Raw genomic sequence first — 19,920 nt, 5'->3', positions numbered from 1 at the left:
GGTTCAACACTCGCCAACCTCAAGAGGAGAAGGCCGATGAAACTACACAAGCTCTTGCTGTCAGGAGCGATAGCGCTTTCCGCGCTGTCCATGTCCGCAGCTCATGCGAAAGACTGGAAAACAGTCACGATCACGCTGGAGGGCGCCTATGCCCCCTGGAATGTGACCAATCCTGACGGGACACTGGGCGGTTTTGAGCCCGAACTGGCAAAGTATCTCTGCGACCAGATGAAGGTCGAGTGCAAACTCGTCGCGTCCGATTGGGATGGCATGATTCCGGCCCTCAATGCCGGCAAGTTCGACGTCATCATGGACGCATTGTCGATCACCGAGGAGCGCAAGCAGGTCATCGATTTCTCCATTCCTTACGCCAACACCCACGCAGGCTTCGCCACCCAGAAGGACAGCCCACTGGCCAATGCAGCCGGAACCGGCGCGGTCCTGAAGCTTACGCCGGGGCAGACCGGCATTGCCGAAGTCGAAGCCATGAAGACGGCCTTCAAGGGCAAGACCATCGGCATTCAGGCGGCGACCGTCTATGCCAAGTTCATCTATGACAACTTCGGCAGCATCGCCACCGTGCGCGAATACAAGACCGGTGCCGAGCGCGATCTCGATCTCGAGTCTGGCCGCATTGATCTCGCCTTCGATGATGCGGTGTATTTCGGCACAACATTCGAAAAAGCAAATGGCGCGCTGGTCTTCACCGGCCCTGAGTTCGGCGGTACGATCTTCGGTATTGGTGAGGGACTGGGCCTGCGCAAGGCCGATACGGACCTCAAGGCCATGTTCGACAAGGCCATCACTGCCGCCCTGGCAGACGGAACTGTAAAAACCCTTTCCATGAAATGGTTCAAGACCGACGTCAGCCCGTGATTCCAACGGCGAGGCGGTAACGTCTTTGGATCGATCGGGGCATTGTCAGGCAATGTGACGCATTTGCAGCATCTGACAATGCCCGCCTATACTCTCGAAAACCGGATCAACCGGGCGGAGCGGGAACACGGCGGATGTGGATAGTCGAAGTGCTCGGGTTTGGACAGAAGGGCTGGGGCGGATTGCTCGTCGCTGGCGCCCTCATGACTCTCTGCGTCACCATTGTCGCTCTTTTGATCGGTGCCATTCTCGGCACGCTGGTTGCATGGGCAAAACTCTCCGGTGGTGGAGTCGCGCGCACTCTCGGCAATGCCTATACGACAGTCTTTCGCGGCGTTCCGGAACTTCTCATCATCTATCTCGTCTATTTCGGCGGGTCGGGTGCAGTCAGCGCTATCGGGCGCTCGCTTGGCTATGAAGGGTTTCTCGGTCTGCCATCCTTTGCCGCAGGCGCCCTGGCGGTTGGCATCATCTCCGGCGCCTATCAGGCAGAAGTTTATCGCGGCGCCTATCTCGCCATTCCCAAAGGGGAACTGGAGGCGGCCGAAGCCATCGGCATGCACCGCAGTCTGCTGTTCCGGCGCATCATTGCCCCGCAGGTGATCCGGTTTGCTATTCCAGGTATTGGCAATGTCTGGCAGCTGAGCCTGAAAGATTCGGCGCTCGTATCTGTTACCGGTCTGGCGGATCTGATGCGCACCAGTCAGGTCGCTGCCGGATCGACGCGGCAATATCTCCTCTTCTTCATTGCCGGCGGCTGTCTCTATCTCATTTTGACCAGCCTTTCGGACCGCCTGTTCAATCGAGCTGAACGGCGCGCAAATCGCTCCATGCCGTCTTCCTTCGGTCAGGCCTGAGGTACGGCCATGGATTTTGTTTTCATTCTCCAGACCATGAAAACCCTGCTGGCAGCGGTCCCCATGACGCTTGCCCTGTTTTTCCTGTCGATATTCTTCGGCGGTTTGCTTGCGTTGTTGATCGTATGGATGCGTGTCGCCAAGAACCCGATCCTCAGCAATTTTGCCAAGGGCTACATCTTCGTGTTTCGTGGCTCGCCACTGCTGATCCAGATGTTTCTTGTGTTTTACGGCCTCGGACAGTTCGGTTTCATTCGCTACAGTTTTCTCTGGCCGTTCCTGCGTGAGCCCTTCGTTTGCGCGGTTCTTTCGCTGGCGCTGTGCACGGCCGGTTACACTGCCGAGATATTCCGCAGTGGTTTGCGTGCTGTTCCGGTCAAGGAAATCGAAGCGGCGCGGTCCATCGGCATGTCCGGTTTTCTTCTTGTCCGGCGGATCATCGGACCAATCGCCTTCCGTCATGCGCTTCCGGCTTATTCGACCGAAATTGTCATGATGGTGAAATCAACGGCACTGGCCAGTCTTGTGACTGTCTGGGAAGTAACGGGCGTGGCACAGCGGCTGATCTCGCAGACCTATCGCACCATGGAAGTCTTTCTGTGTGCGGCGGCAATCTATCTCATCCTTAATTTCGTGATCCTGCAGGCCATGGCACTGCTGGAACATCGGCTTTCCCAGCATCGGCGCGCCGCTCCGCGTTTGTCGTAAGGATTATTGGTTATGGTGCACGAACATTCCATTGAACCGGCCACAGCAACCGTCAACCGGCTCTCGGTGCGTAACATCCGCAAGAAATTCGGTTCGCTGGAGGTTCTGCGCGGCATTTCTCTTGAAGCCCATGATGGGGACGTTATCTCCATTCTCGGCTCAAGCGGTTCGGGTAAATCCACCTTCCTGCGGTGTATCAATCTTCTTGAAATTGCCGACGATGGCGAGATCTGGGTGGATGGCGAACACATCAACATGATCAAGAAGCATGGCCGGAACGTCCCGGCGAGTTCGAAGCAGGTGGACCATATTCGTGCGGAACTCGGGATGGTCTTTCAATCCTTCAATCTTTGGTCCCATATGACCATTCTGCAGAATGTGATCGAAGGCCCTGTACATGTTCTGAAACGCCCGCGGGCCGAGTGTATCGCCGAAGCGGAAGCGCTTCTGGAAAAGGTGGGTATTGCGGAAAAACGGCACGCATATCCAGCCCATCTGTCCGGCGGTCAGCAGCAACGGGCGGCTATCGCGCGTTCGCTCGCCATGAAGCCAAAGGTCATGCTGTTTGACGAACCGACCTCCGCACTTGATCCTGAGCTCGTTGGCGAGGTGCTGCGGGTCATGCGATCGCTTGCCGAGGAGGGCATGACGATGCTCGTGGTAACCCATGAAATGAATTTCGCCCGGGACGTGTCAAACCGGGTTGTTTTCATGCGGGAAGGGCAGATTGATTGCACCGGCGCGCCCGCTGAAATGTTCAGCGGCGAGAGTTCGCCCGCATTTCGTCAGTTTATCGGTAATTTCCGAGGCTAACATGTTGGGCGGCTTTACGCCGGACGAGCACTGCGTCTACCGCAAATGAGGCCATCGCTTTTGTATCTCTGTTGCCGATAATGAATGCGGCACGGACGAAACGTGCCAGAACTTTACATTCCGGGTCATTGTCGTCCTCGATCCTCAACTTCCGTGCAGCTTCCTCCAGTGCCTGCTGCATCAGTTCGCCGTCGGCTTTCGAGTAGTTTGGATTATCATCATCAAAAAACGTCAACGATCATTTCCACCCATTTTTCGTCGCTTTGAATCAACTTAAAGAATAGAAATCCCTTTCGTTTAAGAAAATAAAACTAATCGAGCAATCGTACATGCAAGTCAGCAATTTTTCAACGTGACCACAGAATTCATATTGAGTGTATATTATATAATATTTCTATATTCGTTATATGAATTGTGGTTTTCGGGGATAAATATATAAAATGTAATACTAATAACAAAATACGCTCTGTTAGAACATATTGCGACAATATCTATACAATTGTTATCGGGATTACTTATCGGATGGATGGTTGCGGGGGATGGCGCGCTTCAAGCGCAGCACAACCCCAGATGATTCCAACCAGTATGTAGAAATGGCGCCAGTGGTCGGTATCGATCACGTTGCCGACAACCACATGCGCGACATAAGTAAGGTACGCACAGAGCAGGAAAGGTTGCCACGGCCGGTCGCGGAACAAAATGCGCAGGCCGAGACCCAATGTGAGCATGGTCAGTGTCAGGTAGCTGATGAAGCCGATCCAGCCATAATCGAGAGCTGCCTTCAGCCAGATATTGTGGGTATCCTCGCCATAGATGGGGCCAAATTCCAGCGGTCCGATGCCCAGCGGATGGTCAATGGACATCAACAGGCCGTACCAATGGCGGGCAAAGCGTCCGAACTGGGCGTTGTCATAGTCTTGTACGAGTTGTGCCCGTGCAAAGAACAGTTCCGACACACTGGGTATTTGCAGGGCAATGATGAGGGCAATGAGAAGGATCACGACCGCCAGACCGGCGAGGAATACGATTCTGAGCCGGAAGAGGCGGCTCGGGCTCCGAATGAAAAGTGCGAGGGCAAGACCGGCGATCACGATAACAGCCATGCCCCACGCCGCACGGGAGAACGACAGGAAAACGCCGAAAGTGAGGATGAGCGTCGGAATGAGGCGCAGCGGCAGGGACCGAAGATTGCCAACCAGTATGCCGTGCACCAGCCAGGCGATCGGCAGAATGAGGAATGGGCCGAACACGTTCGGATCTTTGAAGGCGCCCATGGCGCGCCCGTATCGCGTAAATACATCCGCGCCGGGAAAGGCGTCGAAGTAACCCAGAATTCCGAGCATGGTAGTACAGACGGCCGCAATGAGATAGCCGTTGAATATGGCTGACAGAATACGGTGGTTGCCTTCGATGATCGCGGCAAAGAAGACCGATGTAAAAGCAAGAAACAGCGAGACGGCCATGTACATGGGAGCGGTCTTGAGATCTGGCATTTGCCCGACCGATAACCACCCGCCGAGATTGAACATCACCAAAAGACCGAGCAGAACCACGACGCCACGGGAAAAGCGCAGACCAAAAAGCGCCCATACGACGATCAGCACAGCCATGTAGAGTTCATAGGGCGCTGGTTCGTTGATGACGAAACCGCTGAGAAAAACGCCGAAGCCAACCGCCAGTGTCGAAGCAAGTGTGATCAGAAAGCGGTTCTTCGCTGCCCGGTCCATGCTGGCGAGATCAGAGGATTCGACCGTGGTGCTCAATAGGCGTTGTCCGTGTTGAGCAGACGAACCGGTGTCAGAAACAGGATCTTCAGATCGAACCACAGTGACCAGTTTTCAATGTAGTAGAGATCGAACTCCGTCCGCATCTTGATCTTGTCCTCCGTGTCGATTTCACCGCGCCAGCCATTGATCTGTGCCCAACCCGTTACCCCTGGCTTGACCCGATGGCGGGCGAAATAGCCGTCCACAACCTCGTTGTAGAGCAGGTTGTGCGTATGGGCCGAGATGGCGTGGGGTCGGGGACCGACAAGCGAAAGGGTTCCCATCAGGGAATTGAAGAATTGCGGCAATTCGTCGATGGATGTCTTGCGGATGATGCGCCCGACCCTGGTTACGCGGGGGTCATTTTTCACCACGGCGTTGCGCGCCGTCGGATCGCACATTTCCGTATACATCGAGCGGAATTTCCAGACTTCGATAATTTCATTGTTGAAGCCGTGCCGCTGCTGCTTGAAAATGACCGAGCCTTTGCTTTCCAGCCGGATGGCGATTGCGGTCGCCAGCATGAACGGACTGAAAACCACAATGCCGAACAGGCTGAAGACAATGTCGAAAGCCCGCTTGGCCACCGAGTCCCAGTCGTTGATCGGCTTGTCGAACAGGTCGATCATGGCGATCGAGCCAATATAGGAATAGGCGCGCGGGCGGAACTGAAGATGATTGTTGTGCGCCGACAACCGGATATCGACCGGCAGGACCCAAAGCTTCTTCAGCAGGGCAAGAACGCGCTCTTCCGCCGTGATCGGCAGCGAGACGATGAGCATATCGATGTGGGCAATACGCGCAAATTCGATGAGTTCGGAAATATTTCCAAGCTTGGGATAGCCAGCAACGACGGGCGGCGAGCGTTTGGCGTCGCGGTCATCAAAAACGCCGCAAATACGGATATCATTGTAGGGTTGCTGCTCGATGGAGCGGATCAGGTCTTCCGCCGGTTTGCCACCGCCGACGATCACGGCGCGGCGTTCCATTTTGCCATTGCGCGCCCAGCGGCGAATAAGCCGGGACATGATGACGCGAAAGAGCACGAACAGTATCAATCCGGAGACGTACCAGGCACCGAGCCAGACGCGTGAATAGGCTTCGGAAATCTTGAGAAAGAATGCTGCCAGCGCCATCAGTGCAAATGTGCCGGACCATGCCATCAGCAACCGGCCGAATCTGGTGAATGGATTGCGCATCACCGACAGTTGGTAACTGTCCGTCAGTTCCAGAACCAGCACACCAACGATGGCAGTCGCAAGAATGGCGAAGGTGTAGCTGAAGACGACCCCGGGTGCGGGGCCGACATACATGAGAAAGACTGTGATCCCGCTGAGAAGGATGATCAGGAATTCAACAATCCGCATGATGCCGCTGATCATGACAGGTGAATTGCTGTTGCGCGCATATTGCGACGCGATCTGATAGGCTACCGGGCTGAGTGTAACTTTCTCCTTTGGTGCCGAGGCAGCATCAGATACGAGATTGCGCACGGTATCCCGCGAGAATTTGATATCCCCTTTTCTGTCTTTCATGCTGCACCTTGAAGAGTTCCGGTAGTCCGTATTAGCACGGATGAGATAAGAAATACTTGCATGAAAATGCGGGTTGCAGCGGTTAATCTATGGATCGAGCGCTGCGAAGTATTCGCTTTCCAGTTGCGCCGCCATCATCTGCACGCTGAACCTTTGCCGCAGTGTATTACGATCGGGAAGCGCCGCGCGGTAGGCTGCCATATCGGAGAGAACAGCCACCATCTTCCGGGCAAGGTCTTCCGCATCCGGGCGGACAAGCGCCGAGGAATCATCACCCAGTATTTCGGGAATGCCGCCAATGCGACTTGTGATAACAGGCCGGCCGGCCGCCAAGGCCTCCAGAACGATATAGGGCAGAGCCTCGGCACGGGATGGAATCACCACGACGGTTGCAAGACGGAAAGCTTCCCGGGCCTTCATGGGCTTGAGAAATCGGACGTGTGCATTGATGCCTGCCACGACTGTCTGCTTTTCAAGATTGGCACGCTCTGCACCGTCACCGACGATCACAGCGGTCATGACGTTTCCGCTTTGTGTGCTCGCCTGTGCGAGAGCGTCGATAAAGATATCCGGCCCTTTCAATGTTCGCAGTTCGCCGATGAAAAGGAAGTCAGCCGCATCCCTATCCGGTCCAACCGGTTCGAAATCCCCGTCTGTCAGGCCATTGTAGATGAGTGCGGACGTGCAGTGGGGCGTCCCGATCTTGCTGGTGTATATGCTGCGTTCAAAGGCTGAAACAAAGATGATCCGGTCGGTCATCCTCTCCATGATCTTCTCGATAAGAAAGATCACACGCCCGGCCATGGTGGCAGGATCGTAATGCAGGCTGCCGCCGTGCGGCGAATAGAACCGCGCGACACGTTTTCCCGATAACCGCAGTGCCGAGCCGAATATTCTGGCATAGGTGCCGCCCTTGGCGCCGTGACCGTGCAGCACGTCCGGCTGCATGGTCTTGATTGCCTTGTAACTGCGTATGGCGGCGATGGCATCGCCGGGGCCAATTTGCCGTTGCATGGCAATCCGGTTGAGTCCCAGTGCCAGTTTATCCTGCATGCCGGAGAGCAGCGCTTCCTCGAAGTCCCCGCCGGTGGTCGCATCGCAAACGACACCGACCTGATGCCCGGCATCTATCTGTGCATCAATCAAATCGCGCACGTGACGGAATATTCCGCCAACCGGTGCGCGAAAGCAGTGAACGATTCGAAGGGATCGTTTGCCAGTCATATCAGGTGATCAGAAGAAGCGCTCACGTACATAGACTGTATCACCCGGCAGGACCGGATCGGAAATGGTAACGCGGCCGGTCAGAATTTCCCCGTTAAGCTGGCGCGTAATATCAATGTCCGCCTGATTGGCCCGGGCGCTGAAACCACCGGCTGCAGCAATCGCCTTCTGGGCGGTCATTCCGGGAACGTAGGAATACTGTCCGGCAGCACCCACTTCGCCCATGACGAAGATCGGACGATAACGATCGATTTCGACCGCGACATCGGGATCACGCAGATAACCCTTGCGCAGTTTGGCTGCAACGGCTGCTTCGATCTGCTGGATCGTCTTGCCGCGAGCAGGGACACTGCCGATCAATGGCACCGAAATATAGCCGGCCTGGTCGACGCTGTAAGTGTTGGTGATGCCTTCCTGTTCAAAGACAGTCAGGCGTATCCGGTCACCCGCATCAAGCAGATACGGCTTGTTGATAGCTTCGTGAAATGCCGCTGGGGCAGGGCGGTAACTTGCACAGCCGCCAAGCGTCACGGACACAACGCTGATCGCTACCAGAAAGATTTGCTTGCTGAACACCGTAAAAACCCTTGCAACATTGGCGACGAATTCGCTCGACTCTGTGCTGGATTATCAATTCATTAGGGTTAATGGCTGGTAAATTATTCATGCACTTTAGTCGCATCGTTATCATCACCGAGCCGGATATCTTAACCCGCTGGTTACCATAGGTCTTTACCATTGCGGCATTCAAAGTGGAGTGGGGAATGCCTCGGGCTGGCTCTGTCGATAGTGACGTAGATATTGATATCGGCGCTCTTTTTGCCAGTTTGTGGCAGAACAGGGTGCGCGTTCTGCTTGGCGCTGTCCTTCTGACGCTGCTGGCATTCCTTGCGCTTTCATTGATTTCGCCGAAATATCGCGCCGAGACACGCATCCTTATTGAGACCCGTGAATCCGTTTTTACGCGCCCGACCGGCGAGCAGGGTGACGACCGGCCGGTTCTCGACCAGGAGGGAATCAAGAGCCAGGTGGAACTCATCGGCTCTTCCGATCTGTTGAAGCGGGTCATTGCCAAGCTTGATCTTGGCAATAATGCTGAACTGGCTGCCGGTGCAGAGCCGTCGGTGATTAAACGTCTGCTGGCGGGCATTGGTCTGGCCGCTGATCCCGACGCGACGGCACGCGATGACTATATTCTGCAGGCCGTGCGGGATCGTCTGGTTGTCTATAGCGTGCAGAACTCCCGCGTGATCGTCATCCAGTTCTCGTCCAAGGACCCGACGATTTCCGCCGCCGTCCCCAATGCCATTGCTGATGAATATGTAACAACACAACAGGCTTCAAAGTCGCAATCCAACGCCGATGCCACCGGCTGGCTGGAACCTGAAATTGCCGACCTGAGCAAGCGCGTGAAGGATGCCGAAGCCAAGGTTGCAGCCTATCGCAGCTCATCCGACCTGTTGATTGGCCAGAACAATGCTGTTCTGGCGACGCAGCAGCTTTCGGAGTTGTCGTCGGAATTGTCGCGTGTACGCGCCAACAAGGCGGCAAGTGAAGCCAAGGCGGCGAGCGTTCGCACAGCTCTTGCCAAGGGCGGTCCGGTTGAAGCACTGCCGGATGTCATGGCATCGCCGCTTATCCAACGCCTGCGGGAGCGGCAGGTCCAACTCAACAACGATATTGCCGATCTGTCGGCCTCGCTGCTCAGCGGTCATCCGCGCATCAAGGCTTTGCGCTCGCAGCTGGCTGACCTCAACCAGCAAATCAGGCTGGAAGCCCGCAAGGTGCTTGCTGGCCTTGAGAGCGAAGCAGATACGGCGCGCCTGCGCGAGACGGAACTCACTCGTTCACTGAATGGCCTGAAGGCGCAATCCTCCAAGGCTGGCGAAGAAGAAGTTGAATTGCGCGCATTGGAGCGCGAGGCTGCGGCACAACGGCAACTGCTGGAATCTTATCTCACCCGCTATCGCGAAGCCTCATCCCGCACGGATCGCGGTTATCTGCCTGCCGATGTGCGGATCTTCTCGCGGGCTGACAAGCCGATTGAACCTTATTTCCCCAAAGTCCTGCCGATGACCGGCGCTGCTTTTGTTGCCTCGCTGCTGATCCTGAGTATTGGAACGCTGTTGAGCGCGCTGTTCAGCGGTCGCGCCCTGCGCCCGGCCCATACAGTCGTTGCGAAGGTCGCTCCTGTCGAAGCGGAAGCGGTGAGACAGCCCTCCAAACCGGTCGTGCTGGTTCCAGCGACAGAAACCGTCCCGACGTCCCATAAGGAACAACCGTCTATGCCCGTGGCGGCAGCACCTGTCTTCACGCCGCCTGTGCCGAATGTCGAGCATCCTGCGGATCATTCGGGTATTGCGGTCGTTGCGGATCGATTGATGGCGAGCGGCGCTGCACGCGCCGTGGTCGTCTCGCCGGAAGGGGACGAGGCATCGGCCCTGACCATTCTGCTGGTACGGGAGCTTGCGGATCGCGGTGTCCGGGTGGTTCTGCTTGATATGACGGGTTCAGGTGAGATGGGCCGCTCCATGCTCGACGGTCAGGAACTTGCTGGAATGACTGATCTCCTGGCCAGTGAGCGGCCATTCAGCGAAGTCATTCATGCCGATCATTACTCGCAGGCGGAAATCATTCCGCTCGGCACCCACGATCCGGTCAAAGCAATGCAGTCGATCGGACGCTTGCCGATGATCCTCAATGCCCTGCAGTCTGCCTACGATCTGGTGGTCGTAGACAGCGGACCGGCTACGGCCGATGAATTGAAACATATCGTGGACGACGGATCCGAGCTGGTCATGAGCCTTGTCAATCCGGAAGATGAGGACGTCAAAGCGATTTCCATGGCGATTTTCGATGGCGGTTTCATCAAACCAGAGCTTCTGACGCCGTTCAGGGACGGCTCACTGGAGCTGGATGACGGTGTGATCATCCGCACTGCAAAGCATCTCGATTGATATCAATCAGGTACGCCCCAACAGTCGGGTGCGCAGTTTTTTGACTGCGGTCCACAGGCGATCGTTCTTTTTGATATGGCGCACAAGATGGCCGCGCATGTCGAGATAGCCGGAATAAACCTTGCCTTTGGCTGTCAGGCTGATCTGCGTATCGTACGTCATTGTTTCGAGATCGCACCAGCTGCGCTTGTATGGCTCATCGCCAACGCCAAAGCTGTATATGGACAGGTTTGTTTCGCAGCTGTCTTTGATATCTTCGAAGAACAGGAATTCTCCGGGACTGGCATTGCTCAGTTCGTCTTCCGCAATGCCGATGAAGTCGATGAACGTCAGGCTTTTTGCCCGCGATTTTCCAAGTACGGCGCGGTATTGGCCGCCCACCTCAAGCGCCTTGAGCTGAAACAGCGGATTCGCCGTCTCCGCATGACGTGCAAACAATTGACGGAAGAACAGCTGGATTTCCCTGGGTGCGAAGGTATTTCTGATTCCGGCCTTGGCGAACTTCTCCGCTTTGTTTGCCAGATAGCTATCGAGCATCGCATCGGTTTCTTTAGATGTAGCGGCGGTAACGACGCGGTATCCGCCTGCTTCCTCGAGCTTGCTGATGCTGTTGCGGTGCTTTTTCTTCTTGCGCTTGGGGTTGTGGCGCTCAAGCACCGTTTGAAAATTCCGGTCCAAGGTGATGCCAAGGCTAACATTGGCGTTTTCCCGGCTTGCCAATTGCAGAAGCGGGTTCGTGTATCCGTCGAGCACGGGAAGTTGCCGCTCCAGCGTCACGACATCGACATCAGGGCGTGCCCGATGCAAAGCATCGAGCAAGCGGGTCAGATCGTCGTGACGAATGGGGTGAGCGGGTGAAAGGACCGGAAAGTTGCAATTGGCATGCGGGCCGCCGGGGTAGGCGGCAATTCTACATGGGCCTGATCTGTTGATTTCCAGCGGAAGCACAAAGATCGGCAGCTCGCCGGCGTAGAGGCAGGCAACGAGGCAGTCCTGATTGACATTGGATTGCCATAGGGAAAACCAGTCAACGGTCTGTGCCGGGCTGCAGACGTGTGTTTCAGGCAGGGAGCGCCACAAACGCGCGATTTCACCCGGCTCCGTAATGATTCTTGCGTCAAGGTGTGGAAGAGTCATCCCAGGTTCCAGTGAAAGCGGCATTGCGTCAAATGCCGCGCCGTTGATCAACCATATATAAACATTTAGTCTGCATGAAATGGTGGTCAGATCCACGTTTCATGATGCCTTGATTAGCGCGAATTGGTGAAGGAATGGTCCACGCGGCCGACTTGATACGAAAGGCCGTGATGCGACTGGCGTGGCACACCGGTTTTGCGTCAACTGCGCGCGACCATTTTGGCGGACTGGGGTCTGTCATTATGCTGCACCGGGTGCGTCCCGATTGCATAAGCCCGCTTGGCGTGACCCGATCTTTGTCCATAACTCCGGCCTTTCTTGAACAGATCATCCTCTCGTTGAAAGGCGAGGGCACCGAATTCATCTCCATGGATGAAGTCGTGGAACGCGTGAAAGGCGGGAAACGGCCAGATCGACGCTTTGTCGCGGTGACGCTCGATGATGGCTACAATGACAATCTTCATCATGCCTATCCCGTTTTCCAGAAACATTCGGTGCCTTTCACCGTGTATGTCGCACCGGGGTTTATCGAGGGCGCCAGCGTCCTCTGGTGGGAAATCGTCGAAAACCTTGTTACCAAGGCGGATTACATCAGAATTCCCGGCGGGCCGGAATGGCGATGTGGTACGCTTTTTCAGAAAAGATCAGCATTCCATGCGCTTATGCGGTATTTCTCATACACGCTGACAGAAATCGAGCAGATGCCGGTTCTGCGCGCGCTCTGCGAAGCCGAAGGTATTGTCTGCGGCGTCGCACAGGATCGAGACGTCATGAGCTGGGGTGAATTGCGCCAGATGGGCAGCGATCCCCTGTGTACCATTGGCGGTCACACGGTGCATCACTACAATCTGAAAAAGTTGACGGCGGGAATGGTTGAGCAGGAAATGCGCCTGTCAGCGGATATGATCGAGGAAAAACTCGGGCGGCGGCCGCAGCATTTTGCCTATCCCTACGGGTCGGCCAAGGCGGCAGGCAAACGCGAAGCGGAAATCGCGGCAACAGAGGGATTTCTTTCGGCCGTCACGACCCGGCATGGCACCATTCACGCCGAACATCGCAATAACCTCCATGCTTTGCCGCGTATTTCCATCAACGGCCGCTTTCAGAAGCTTGTCTATGCCCAGACAATGATGAGCGGTGTCACGACGCCAATTGCCAATGCGGGACGGCGTGTCATACAGGCCTGAATCAGGCTTTTTTCTTGGGTACTTTTTCCATCCAGCTGATGATGAACATCGCAGGGATGACCCAAAGCAGGCCCGTTCCAAGAAAATAAATCAGGTGTATCCATGGGCTCGCATTGGCAAGCAGCGCCACGGCGAAAATCGTGGCGACAATGGCGTAGACACAAACCAGAGCGACCAGCAGGACGGTTCCGATGAGTTTCTTGAGCCTTACGGGCATGAAGCATTCCAATCCTGGTATTTATTCGTCTGCGCCATGCGCGTGAGGGTTCTAACTGGTTAAGCCGCACGCGAAAAGTAAAAAAGCCCTTTCGCCGTTAAAAACGCGACGGCTTGTCGCGTAAACCCGGCTTGTCATCCCCGCGCAGATGCTGCACCTATCCGGCCAGTTACAGGAGTGTTTTGAATGGCCGCCCACACAATGTCCGAAGGCGCTGTGTCCTCCGCTGGAGATCGCGAAGCGCGTAACCGCAGACTGATCCGCGTGTGGCTCTACCTCGTACTGCTTGTGCTTGCCACGATTGTGTTGGTCGGCGGCGCAACACGCATGACCGGCTCAGGACTTTCAATCACCGAATGGAAGCCGATCCATGGAATCATCCCGCCATTGAACCATGATCAATGGATCGAAGAGTTCGAGAAATATAAGCAAATTCCACAGTATGAGCAGCTCAATAAAGGCATGAGCCTTGGCGAATTCCAGCGCATCTTCTGGTGGGAATGGTCGCATCGTTTTCTGGCACGTGGTGTCGGTTTCCTCGTCGCCATCCCGCTTGCCTTTTTCTGGTTCACCGGCCGTCTTGAGCGCGTTTTGAAGCCTCGAATGATCGGCATTCTGGCACTTGGCGGTCTGCAGGGTGCTGTCGGCTGGTGGATGGTGGCGTCGGGCCTCAGTGGCCGTGTCGATGTCAGCCAGTACAGGCTGGCGACCCATCTGACGCTCGCCTGCATTATTTTTGCTGCTGTGATGTACGTAGCACGGGGTCTTGCGGTCTATTCGGAGCGGTCTGCGGATCGAAGTACCCAGCGTCTTGCCGGGTGGTTTGTCGTGTTCGTCTTCATCCAGATTTATCTCGGCGCATTGGTGGCGGGGCTCGATGCCGGTCTTTCGTACAATACGTGGCCGTTGATGGATGGTTCGATCATTCCCGGTGACATGTTCCCGATCCAGCCGATCTGGCACAATTTGTTCGAGAATCCGAAGACCGTTCAGTTCATGCATCGCTGTTTTGCCTATTTTGTGCTGCTTGCAGCGCTTTGGCAGGCGATCTCGACTGTTCGCCGCGTGCCTGGCTCGACTCATGCCCGACGCGCCATATTCCTCGTTGTACTTATCCTCTTGCAGGCGGCGATTGGCATCACGACTCTGCTGATGCAGGTACCGATGAGCCTTGGCCTGCTGCATCAGGGTTTCGCCATTGTCATTCTCGGTTTTGCCGTTGCCCATTGGCGTGCAACCAAGGGAGCCTATCCCCTCGAAACGGAAATAGCTGCGGCCCGATAGGAGCAACTATATTTGCTTCAAGACTCGGTGTAGTGATTGGAGAGTTTCGTTGGCTGTCGTTCACGAAGCTCTCCCGCCGTATCGAAAGCAAACATCATGATTCTTAGCGCAAGACGCTCACTGGCCGCCGTTACGGGTCTGGGTGTTACGCAGATCGTCAGCTACGGCACGCTTTATTACAGCTTCAGCATACTTGAACCCGCCATGGCGCAGGAGTTCGGTCAGTCACGCCAATGGCTGTTTGCCGCATTCTCCGGGACGCTGCTGGTCGGCGGTATCATCTCGCCATGGTCCGGCCGCTGGGCTGACCGGTTCGGAGCCGGACGGGTGATGACATTTGGCTCGCTGGCCGCAGCCCTGTCGCTCATTCTCTGTGTTCTGTCGCAAAAGTGGATCTGGTTCGCTCCGGCACTCGTGACCACAGGTATGGCGACACCGTTCATTCTCTACAACACCGCCTTTGCGGTGCTTGTCCAGATCGACCCGCAAACCGCATCGCGCCGGATTACCTATCTAACGCTCATAGCAGGTTTTTCCTCGACATTGTTCTGGCCGCTGGCGACGCATTTGTTGACGGTTTTCACCTGGCGGGAGATTTATCTGTTCTATGCAGGATTGCAGGTTTTCATCTGTTTTCCGATCCATTTCTGGTTGTCACAAATGACGCGCCGCTCACCAAAACTGCGTGAAGACGAGAATGCCGACGAGGCCGTCAGGGGTGTCAGCGGGCAATTGCCGCTCGAAAGCAGGCGTTCTGCCTTGCTGCTCATCATGGCCGGATTTTCGCTGGCGAGCTTTTCGCTGTCGGCCATGCTCGTGCATCTGGTGCCTGTTCTGGCCGCTGTGGGCGTGGGCACGTCGGCCGTGCTGGTCGGTGCTATTTTCGGGCCATCGCAGTTCGCGGCGCGCCTGGTGAACATGGTTTTCGGCAACAAACTATCGGCCATGGCCATTGCGGTGCTGTCGACAGCCTTGATCCCCCTGTCGTTCCTGATGCTGATCGTGCCACTGCCTGTGCCGCTTGTGGTGGGTGCCGTGATGTTCGCTATGCTCTTCGGCATGGGATCCGGCCTCAATAGCATTGTGCAGGGAACCCTGCCGCTGGCGCTGTTCGGCCATCACGGCTATGGCGAGATTCTGGGCAAGATCACCTCGGCGCGACTGATCGTGTCATCGTCCGCGCCGTTCATTTTCGCCTTCATCATGGAAAAGCTTGGACCCAAGCTGGCGCTGTCCGTTGCCGCCATGGTCGGCGTTCTCGGTGTCCTGACGTTCCTGACGGTCGCCAGTCTTGTCAGACGTTCAACCCAGTGAGGCCATTACGCGTTGCACTGCGCGCGCCACGCCGAGACTGAGTTCGGCTTCCTCAAAATTCTCGTCCTCCGTATGCCATGAGGCCGATAAAGCCGCGTGGGACATGGCATAGCCGAGGATGGTTCTGATATCGCGATTGAAGGCGCGGGAGAAGGTGAGGGCCATAGTGGCAACGCGCTGGTCGCTGGCGCGCAGATCCTGCCGTTCCAGTGGGTTGTAGAACATGTTGGCGGCATCGTACATCGGATCGCCCAAAAGCCCCTGCGGATCGATGACAAGCCAGCCCCGATCACCCAGAAGAATGTTTTCGTGATGGACATCGCCATGCAGGGGCTGAACGTCGACGGGGTTGCTGAGCAGCGTGTCGGCTATCCCCGCTGCTTCGACAAAGATGCTGGCATCGCCGTTGTTCCGGTCAATTTCCGCTTTCTTGAACAGGCTGGCATACTGTTCGCGCAATGGCCGCAGATCAGGTGCGAAGGATTTGCTCTGGCCATTGTTGGCCAGCAATTTCAACAGGACATCGACAGCAATCGCTGTAGCCGCATCGTCGCCATGCTCGTTAAGATGGTCAAGCAGAGTGCGGTTGCCGGCATGTTCAAGCAGCAGCAGATTGCCTTTTTCGGCCAGCACCCGGATTGAGCCATTGCCGTCGTGCCAGTCGAGATAATGCACGCCGCGCAACTCTTCCCGCATGCCGGTTTCGTTGAGTGCCTTGATGACGGCAGGTGTGCCGTCGGCCAGCCGCACCATGATGATGCGGCTGGTATGGGTTTCAACAAACAATTCAGGAGAGGATATCTGCCATTCGGCAGGAAAGGTCTCGTGTATGCTATCAGCCATTTTTCAGCATGAGGTCCAGATTTTGTACGGCCGCGCCCGAAGCGCCTTTGCCGAGATTGTCGAGAAGCGCCACCAGATTGACCTGCCCCTGACCGTCGCTGCCGAGCACGAACAGCTTCATGATATCAGTGTCGCGCAGCTCTTCCGCATCAATCCTCGCCAGTGATGCGCTTTCCGCCAGCGGCACCACCTGCACGATGTTCTGGCCGTGATAATGCGCCTGCAGGGCCGCATGGATGGATTCCATCGAGGCATTGCCGTTGAGATCGCCGGTGAACACAGGCACCTGTACGATCATGCCTTGGGCAAAGCGGCCGACGCTTGGGCTGAAAATGGGACGCCGGTCGAGATGACCGTGCGTCTGCAGTTCCGGCACGTGCTTGTGCTTGAGCGGCAAGCCATAAAGGAAGTTGTTGGCGCTGATATGGTCCGGATTGGCCGGATCTTCCATCTGGGCGATCATCTGCTTGCCGCCGCCGGTATAACCGGAAACCGCGTTGACGGTGATCGGGTAATCGCCGGGAAGAATGCCTGCATCGCGCAGCGGCCGGACCAGCGAAATCGCGCCAGTCGGATAGCAGCCGGGATTGGCCACCAGCCGTGCATCGGCAATTTTCTGCCGCTGGGCACTGTCAAGTTCAGCAAAACCATAGGCCCAATCCGGATGAATCCGGTGTGCTGTGGACGTGTCGATGATCCGCGTGGAATTATGGCCTTCAAGGATGGCAACAGCTTCCTTTGACGCATCGTCCGGCAGGCACAGAATTGCCACGTCGGCACCTTTCAGGAAATCGGCGCGCATGTCCTTGTTGCGCCGCTCGGCTTCGGGAATGGAGAGGACGTCCAGATCATGACGGCCGGCAAGCCGTGTCCGGATCTGCAGTCCTGTGGTGCCGTGTTCGCCGTCGATAAAGATTTTCGGTTTCATGGGAGATGCCTTTGAAGCTTGGTATTCAGTGAGTTAGCGAGAAAACCGGATTCGATATGTAAGAACCCTGAATCAAAATGTAAGCTTCATCGCTTGGCTTTTTTCTCAGCCAGAATACCAAGGTAGTACATCGCTATTGTGGCACCCGCGATGGCCGTGACATCCGCGTGGTCATAAGCGGGCGCAACTTCCACCACATCGGCACCGACGATGTTGAGTTCGGTCAAATGCCGCAGGACTGAAAGGATTTTGGCCGAGGAAGGGCCGCCCGCAACGGGCGTACCGGTTCCCGGGGCAAAGGCCGGGTCGAGGCAATCAATGTCGAAGGTGAGATAGACGGGCTTGCCCGCGGTACGCTTGATGATCGCCTTGGCAATCTCCGCAGCCGACATTTCCTCCACCTCATAGCCGTAGACGATCTGCAAGCCGCAGTCATCCGGCGCGTGGGTACGAATACCCACCTGAATGGAATGCGAGGGATCGATGACGCCATCGCGTGCGGCCCGGCCGACGAAGGAGCCGTGATCGATGCGCTTGCCGTCATCATACCATGTGTCCTGATGTGCATCGAACTGCACCAGCGCCACCGGGCCGTGCTTCGCTGCATGCGCCTTCAGAATGGGCCACGTGACGAAATGGTCGCCGCCCATCGAAAGCAGGAAAGCGCCAGATTTGATGATCTTGGCGGCTTCGCGCTCAATGGTGGCAGGTGTTTTCTGGTGATTGCCGTAGTCGAGCAGGCAATCGCCGTAATCAATCACCGCGAGATCTTCAAACAGATCGCGCTGGAAAGGATATTGCGGGTCATTGTCGAAAATGGCCGATGCGCGCCGGATGGCTTGCGGACCGAACCGTGCACCCGGCCGGTTGGAAACCGCGGCATCGAAGGGAATGCCCCAGACAACCACTTCCGCACCGTTCAGATTTTTGGTGTAGCGCCGGCGCATGAAGGACAGCGCTCCCGCGTGCGTGGGATCGGTCGCAGCGCTCGTCAGTGTCCGTGCGGTGAAGGCGTGATCGATTGTCTTCGATGGCATTGGATTTCTAACTCCGGGGATCTTGCATCTTCAGCTTGGCGGCGAAGCTACCGCAAACGCATTTATTGGCAACAAAAAAGCGGACCCGAGGGCCCGCTTTTTGTTCTGTCCAATTGAAACGCTGTATTAGCGCTTCGAGAACTGGAAGGAACGACGGGCCTTCGCCTTGCCGTACTTCTTACGTTCAACAACACGGCTGTCGCGTGTGAGGAAACCACCCTTCTTCAGAACACCGCGCAGGGCAGGTTCGAAGTAGGTGAGGGCCTTGGAAATGCCGTGACGAACGGCACCGGCCTGACCGGACAGACCACCACCGGCAACGGTAGCGATGATGTCGTACTGGCCAGCGCGGTTAGCGGCAACGATTGGCTGCTGCAGGATCATCTGCAGAACCGGACGGGCGAAATACTTGCCGTATTCCTTTTCGTTGACGATGATCTTGCCGGAACCTGGCTTGATCCAGACGCGGGCAACCGCATCCTTACGCTTGCCTGTTGCATAGGCACGGCCATTGGCGTCGAGCTTCTGGACATGAACCGGTGCAGCTGCCTGCGTCGATGCGGCGGCAGTACCGAGATCTGCGAGCGAATTGAGCTCAGCCATTCTTATGCGCTCCTTTTGTTCTTGGAATTCAGCGCGCCAACGTCGAGGACTTCTGGGGCCTGAGCTTCATGTGGGTGATTGGAACCTGCGTATACGCGGAGGTTCTTCATCTGGCGACGGCCGAGCGGACCACGGGGAACCATGCGCTCGATAGCCTTTTCAACGACGCGTTCCGGGAAACGGCCTTCGAGCAGCTGACGGGCAGTACGTTCCTTGATGCCACCTGGGTGGCCGGTGTGCCAGTAGTAAACCTTGTCGGTAAACTTCTTACCGGTGAGTGCAACCTTTTCCGCATTGATGATGATGACATTGTCGCCATCGTCAACGTGAGGGGTGAAGGTTGCTTTGTGCTTGCCGCGCAGGATGTTGGCGACGATGGAAGCGAGACGGCCGACGACGAGACCTTCGGCGTCAATCAGGATCCACTTTTTCGTCACATCTGCTGGCTTCTGAGAGAAGGTAGCCATTGTGTTCGTCCTTGAGATCATCCTTCACATAGGAAGGCTTTTCTTGTTGCTTGCGTTGCGTCAATGGTAGCCATTCACGCAACAGTTAAATGCGGCAGGAAGAACCTACCGCAGTCGAGGGGTTCAATACCGGCCCAACGGGATCGCGTCAAGTGGATGTTTTTCGC

At 56.2% G+C, this 19,920-nt stretch carries 20 protein-coding genes; 8 read left to right on the top strand and 12 right to left on the bottom strand.

The genetic code is table 11. The features are described from left to right. Positions 1-36 precede the first annotated feature (36 nt). The 4 genes from FHW16_RS00245 to FHW16_RS00230 all read left to right on the top strand — a co-directional run bounded on the left by FHW16_RS00245 (position 37) and on the right by FHW16_RS00230 (position 3,254). Positions 37-876: a transporter substrate-binding domain-containing protein gene (locus FHW16_RS00245; RefSeq protein WP_182547182.1), complete on the top strand. Its 840-nt coding sequence runs from the start codon at positions 37-39 to the stop codon at positions 874-876. Positions 877-1,010: 134 nt separating this feature from the next. Further along, positions 1,011-1,733, top strand: coding sequence for an ABC transporter permease (locus FHW16_RS00240; protein ID WP_182547181.1), 723 nt, complete (start codon positions 1,011-1,013; stop codon positions 1,731-1,733). A gap of 9 nt (positions 1,734-1,742) precedes the next feature. Continuing rightward, positions 1,743-2,441: an ABC transporter permease gene (locus tag FHW16_RS00235; protein ID WP_182547180.1), complete on the top strand. Its 699-nt coding sequence runs from the start codon at positions 1,743-1,745 to the stop codon at positions 2,439-2,441. A 12-nt stretch (positions 2,442-2,453) separates the two neighbouring features. Beyond that, the gene (locus FHW16_RS00230; RefSeq protein ID WP_182547179.1) at positions 2,454-3,254 is read left to right on the top strand and encodes an ABC transporter ATP-binding protein; all 801 of its coding nucleotides are present in this window, start codon (positions 2,454-2,456) and stop codon (positions 3,252-3,254) included. On the opposite strand, the gene FHW16_RS00225 is transcribed toward FHW16_RS00230, so the two are convergent. The 5 genes from FHW16_RS00225 to FHW16_RS00205 all read right to left on the bottom strand — a co-directional run bounded on the left by FHW16_RS00225 (position 3,232) and on the right by FHW16_RS00205 (position 8,355). Then, positions 3,232-3,489 (bottom strand): hypothetical protein, encoded by a 258-nt coding sequence (locus FHW16_RS00225; RefSeq protein WP_182547178.1) that lies wholly within the window; start codon positions 3,487-3,489, stop codon positions 3,232-3,234. The genes FHW16_RS00230 and FHW16_RS00225 overlap by 23 nt on opposite strands. A 280-nt stretch (positions 3,490-3,769) precedes the next feature. After that, the gene (locus tag FHW16_RS00220) at positions 3,770-5,017 is read right to left on the bottom strand and encodes an O-antigen ligase family protein (RefSeq protein ID WP_246711589.1); all 1,248 of its coding nucleotides are present in this window, start codon (positions 5,015-5,017) and stop codon (positions 3,770-3,772) included. Further along, positions 5,014-6,555, bottom strand: coding sequence for an undecaprenyl-phosphate glucose phosphotransferase (locus tag FHW16_RS00215; protein ID WP_182547177.1), 1,542 nt, complete (start codon positions 6,553-6,555; stop codon positions 5,014-5,016). The genes FHW16_RS00220 and FHW16_RS00215 overlap by 4 nt, the downstream gene beginning before the upstream one ends. 87 nt (positions 6,556-6,642) lie before the next feature. Beyond that, positions 6,643-7,779, bottom strand: coding sequence for a glycosyltransferase family 4 protein (locus FHW16_RS00210; protein WP_182547176.1), 1,137 nt, complete (start codon positions 7,777-7,779; stop codon positions 6,643-6,645). 9 nt (positions 7,780-7,788) lie between these two features. Beyond that, the gene (locus tag FHW16_RS00205) at positions 7,789-8,355 is read right to left on the bottom strand and encodes a polysaccharide biosynthesis/export family protein (RefSeq protein ID WP_182547175.1); all 567 of its coding nucleotides are present in this window, start codon (positions 8,353-8,355) and stop codon (positions 7,789-7,791) included. A 188-nt stretch (positions 8,356-8,543) separates the two neighbouring features. Here FHW16_RS00205 and FHW16_RS00200 point away from each other — a divergent pair, with 188 nt between their 5' ends. Continuing rightward, positions 8,544-10,736, top strand: coding sequence for a GumC family protein (locus FHW16_RS00200; protein WP_182547174.1), 2,193 nt, complete (start codon positions 8,544-8,546; stop codon positions 10,734-10,736). 6 nt (positions 10,737-10,742) lie between these two features. On the opposite strand, the gene FHW16_RS00195 is transcribed toward FHW16_RS00200, so the two are convergent. Further along, positions 10,743-11,873, bottom strand: a complete 1,131-nt coding sequence (locus tag FHW16_RS00195) for a GNAT family N-acetyltransferase (protein WP_182547173.1) — start codon at positions 11,871-11,873, stop codon at positions 10,743-10,745. Between the two features lie 170 nt (positions 11,874-12,043). On the opposite strand from FHW16_RS00195, the gene FHW16_RS00190 reads away from it, so the two are divergent. Further along, positions 12,044-13,060 carry a polysaccharide deacetylase family protein gene (locus tag FHW16_RS00190; RefSeq protein WP_246711644.1) on the top strand — a complete coding sequence of 339 codons (1,017 nt, stop codon included), beginning with the start codon at positions 12,044-12,046 and terminating at the stop codon, positions 13,058-13,060. Position 13,061: 1 nt separating this feature from the next. Here the strand turns inward: FHW16_RS00190 and FHW16_RS00185 are convergent, their stop codons facing one another. Beyond that, the gene (locus tag FHW16_RS00185; protein ID WP_182547171.1) at positions 13,062-13,277 is read right to left on the bottom strand and encodes a DUF2842 domain-containing protein; all 216 of its coding nucleotides are present in this window, start codon (positions 13,275-13,277) and stop codon (positions 13,062-13,064) included. A 186-nt stretch (positions 13,278-13,463) separates the two neighbouring features. Between FHW16_RS00185 and FHW16_RS00180 the strand changes: the two genes are divergently transcribed. Continuing rightward, positions 13,464-14,561 (top strand): COX15/CtaA family protein, encoded by a 1,098-nt coding sequence (locus FHW16_RS00180; protein ID WP_182547170.1) that lies wholly within the window; start codon positions 13,464-13,466, stop codon positions 14,559-14,561. A 96-nt stretch (positions 14,562-14,657) separates the two neighbouring features. After that, a complete protein-coding gene (gene arsK / locus FHW16_RS00175; protein WP_182547169.1) occupies positions 14,658-15,875 on the top strand; it encodes an arsenite efflux MFS transporter ArsK in 1,218 nt (405 codons plus the stop codon). On the opposite strand, the gene FHW16_RS00170 is transcribed toward arsK, so the two are convergent. From FHW16_RS00170 to rplM, 5 genes are all read right to left on the bottom strand, one after another. Beyond that, positions 15,864-16,718 (bottom strand): aminoglycoside phosphotransferase family protein, encoded by an 855-nt coding sequence (locus tag FHW16_RS00170; RefSeq protein ID WP_182547168.1) that lies wholly within the window; start codon positions 16,716-16,718, stop codon positions 15,864-15,866. The two genes, arsK and FHW16_RS00170, sit on opposite strands and share 12 nt — an antisense overlap. Next, on the bottom strand, positions 16,711-17,646 hold the full coding sequence (argC, locus tag FHW16_RS00165) for an N-acetyl-gamma-glutamyl-phosphate reductase (protein ID WP_182547167.1): 936 nt from the start codon (positions 17,644-17,646) through the stop codon (positions 16,711-16,713). Before argC ends, FHW16_RS00170 begins: the two co-directional genes overlap by 8 nt. An 86-nt stretch (positions 17,647-17,732) precedes the next feature. Next, positions 17,733-18,683, bottom strand: a complete 951-nt coding sequence (gene speB, locus FHW16_RS00160) for an agmatinase (protein ID WP_182547166.1) — start codon at positions 18,681-18,683, stop codon at positions 17,733-17,735. A gap of 126 nt (positions 18,684-18,809) precedes the next feature. Beyond that, positions 18,810-19,286, bottom strand: a complete 477-nt coding sequence (gene rpsI, locus FHW16_RS00155) for a 30S ribosomal protein S9 (RefSeq protein WP_182547165.1) — start codon at positions 19,284-19,286, stop codon at positions 18,810-18,812. Positions 19,287-19,288: 2 nt separating this feature from the next. After that, positions 19,289-19,753, bottom strand: coding sequence for a 50S ribosomal protein L13 (rplM, locus tag FHW16_RS00150; protein WP_182547164.1), 465 nt, complete (start codon positions 19,751-19,753; stop codon positions 19,289-19,291). Positions 19,754-19,920 lie beyond the last annotated feature (167 nt).

Source organism: Phyllobacterium myrsinacearum, from assembly GCF_014138285.1.
GTDB classification, from domain to species: domain Bacteria; phylum Pseudomonadota; class Alphaproteobacteria; order Rhizobiales; family Rhizobiaceae; genus Phyllobacterium; species Phyllobacterium myrsinacearum_A.
This window is presented reverse-complemented; position numbering and strand designations above follow the sequence as displayed.

What these genes read in the sequence shown, in the direction of transcription:
- FHW16_RS00245 (WP_182547182.1), top strand. Translation starts at nt 37, where the DNA reads ATGAAACTACACAAGCTCTTGCTGTCAGGAGCGATAGCGCTTTCCGCG.
- FHW16_RS00240 (WP_182547181.1), top strand. Translation starts at nt 1,011, where the DNA reads ATGTGGATAGTCGAAGTGCTCGGGTTTGGACAGAAGGGCTGGGGCGGA.
- FHW16_RS00235 (WP_182547180.1), top strand. Translation starts at nt 1,743, where the DNA reads ATGGATTTTGTTTTCATTCTCCAGACCATGAAAACCCTGCTGGCAGCG.
- FHW16_RS00230 (WP_182547179.1), top strand. Translation starts at nt 2,454, where the DNA reads ATGGTGCACGAACATTCCATTGAACCGGCCACAGCAACCGTCAACCGG.
- FHW16_RS00215 (WP_182547177.1), bottom strand. Translation starts at nt 6,555, where the DNA reads ATGAAAGACAGAAAAGGGGATATCAAATTCTCGCGGGATACCGTGCGC.
- FHW16_RS00210 (WP_182547176.1), bottom strand. Translation starts at nt 7,779, where the DNA reads ATGACTGGCAAACGATCCCTTCGAATCGTTCACTGCTTTCGCGCACCG.
- FHW16_RS00200 (WP_182547174.1), top strand. Translation starts at nt 8,544, where the DNA reads ATGCCTCGGGCTGGCTCTGTCGATAGTGACGTAGATATTGATATCGGC.
- FHW16_RS00195 (WP_182547173.1), bottom strand. Translation starts at nt 11,873, where the DNA reads ATGACTCTTCCACACCTTGACGCAAGAATCATTACGGAGCCGGGTGAA.
- FHW16_RS00190 (WP_246711644.1), top strand. Translation starts at nt 12,044, where the DNA reads ATGCGACTGGCGTGGCACACCGGTTTTGCGTCAACTGCGCGCGACCAT.
- FHW16_RS00185 (WP_182547171.1), bottom strand. Translation starts at nt 13,277, where the DNA reads ATGCCCGTAAGGCTCAAGAAACTCATCGGAACCGTCCTGCTGGTCGCT.
- FHW16_RS00180 (WP_182547170.1), top strand. Translation starts at nt 13,464, where the DNA reads ATGGCCGCCCACACAATGTCCGAAGGCGCTGTGTCCTCCGCTGGAGAT.
- arsK (WP_182547169.1), top strand. Translation starts at nt 14,658, where the DNA reads ATGATTCTTAGCGCAAGACGCTCACTGGCCGCCGTTACGGGTCTGGGT.
- FHW16_RS00170 (WP_182547168.1), bottom strand. Translation starts at nt 16,718, where the DNA reads ATGGCTGATAGCATACACGAGACCTTTCCTGCCGAATGGCAGATATCC.
- argC (WP_182547167.1), bottom strand. Translation starts at nt 17,646, where the DNA reads ATGAAACCGAAAATCTTTATCGACGGCGAACACGGCACCACAGGACTG.
- speB (WP_182547166.1), bottom strand. Translation starts at nt 18,683, where the DNA reads ATGCCATCGAAGACAATCGATCACGCCTTCACCGCACGGACACTGACG.
- rpsI (WP_182547165.1), bottom strand. Translation starts at nt 19,286, where the DNA reads ATGGCTGAGCTCAATTCGCTCGCAGATCTCGGTACTGCCGCCGCATCG.
- rplM (WP_182547164.1), bottom strand. Translation starts at nt 19,753, where the DNA reads ATGGCTACCTTCTCTCAGAAGCCAGCAGATGTGACGAAAAAGTGGATC.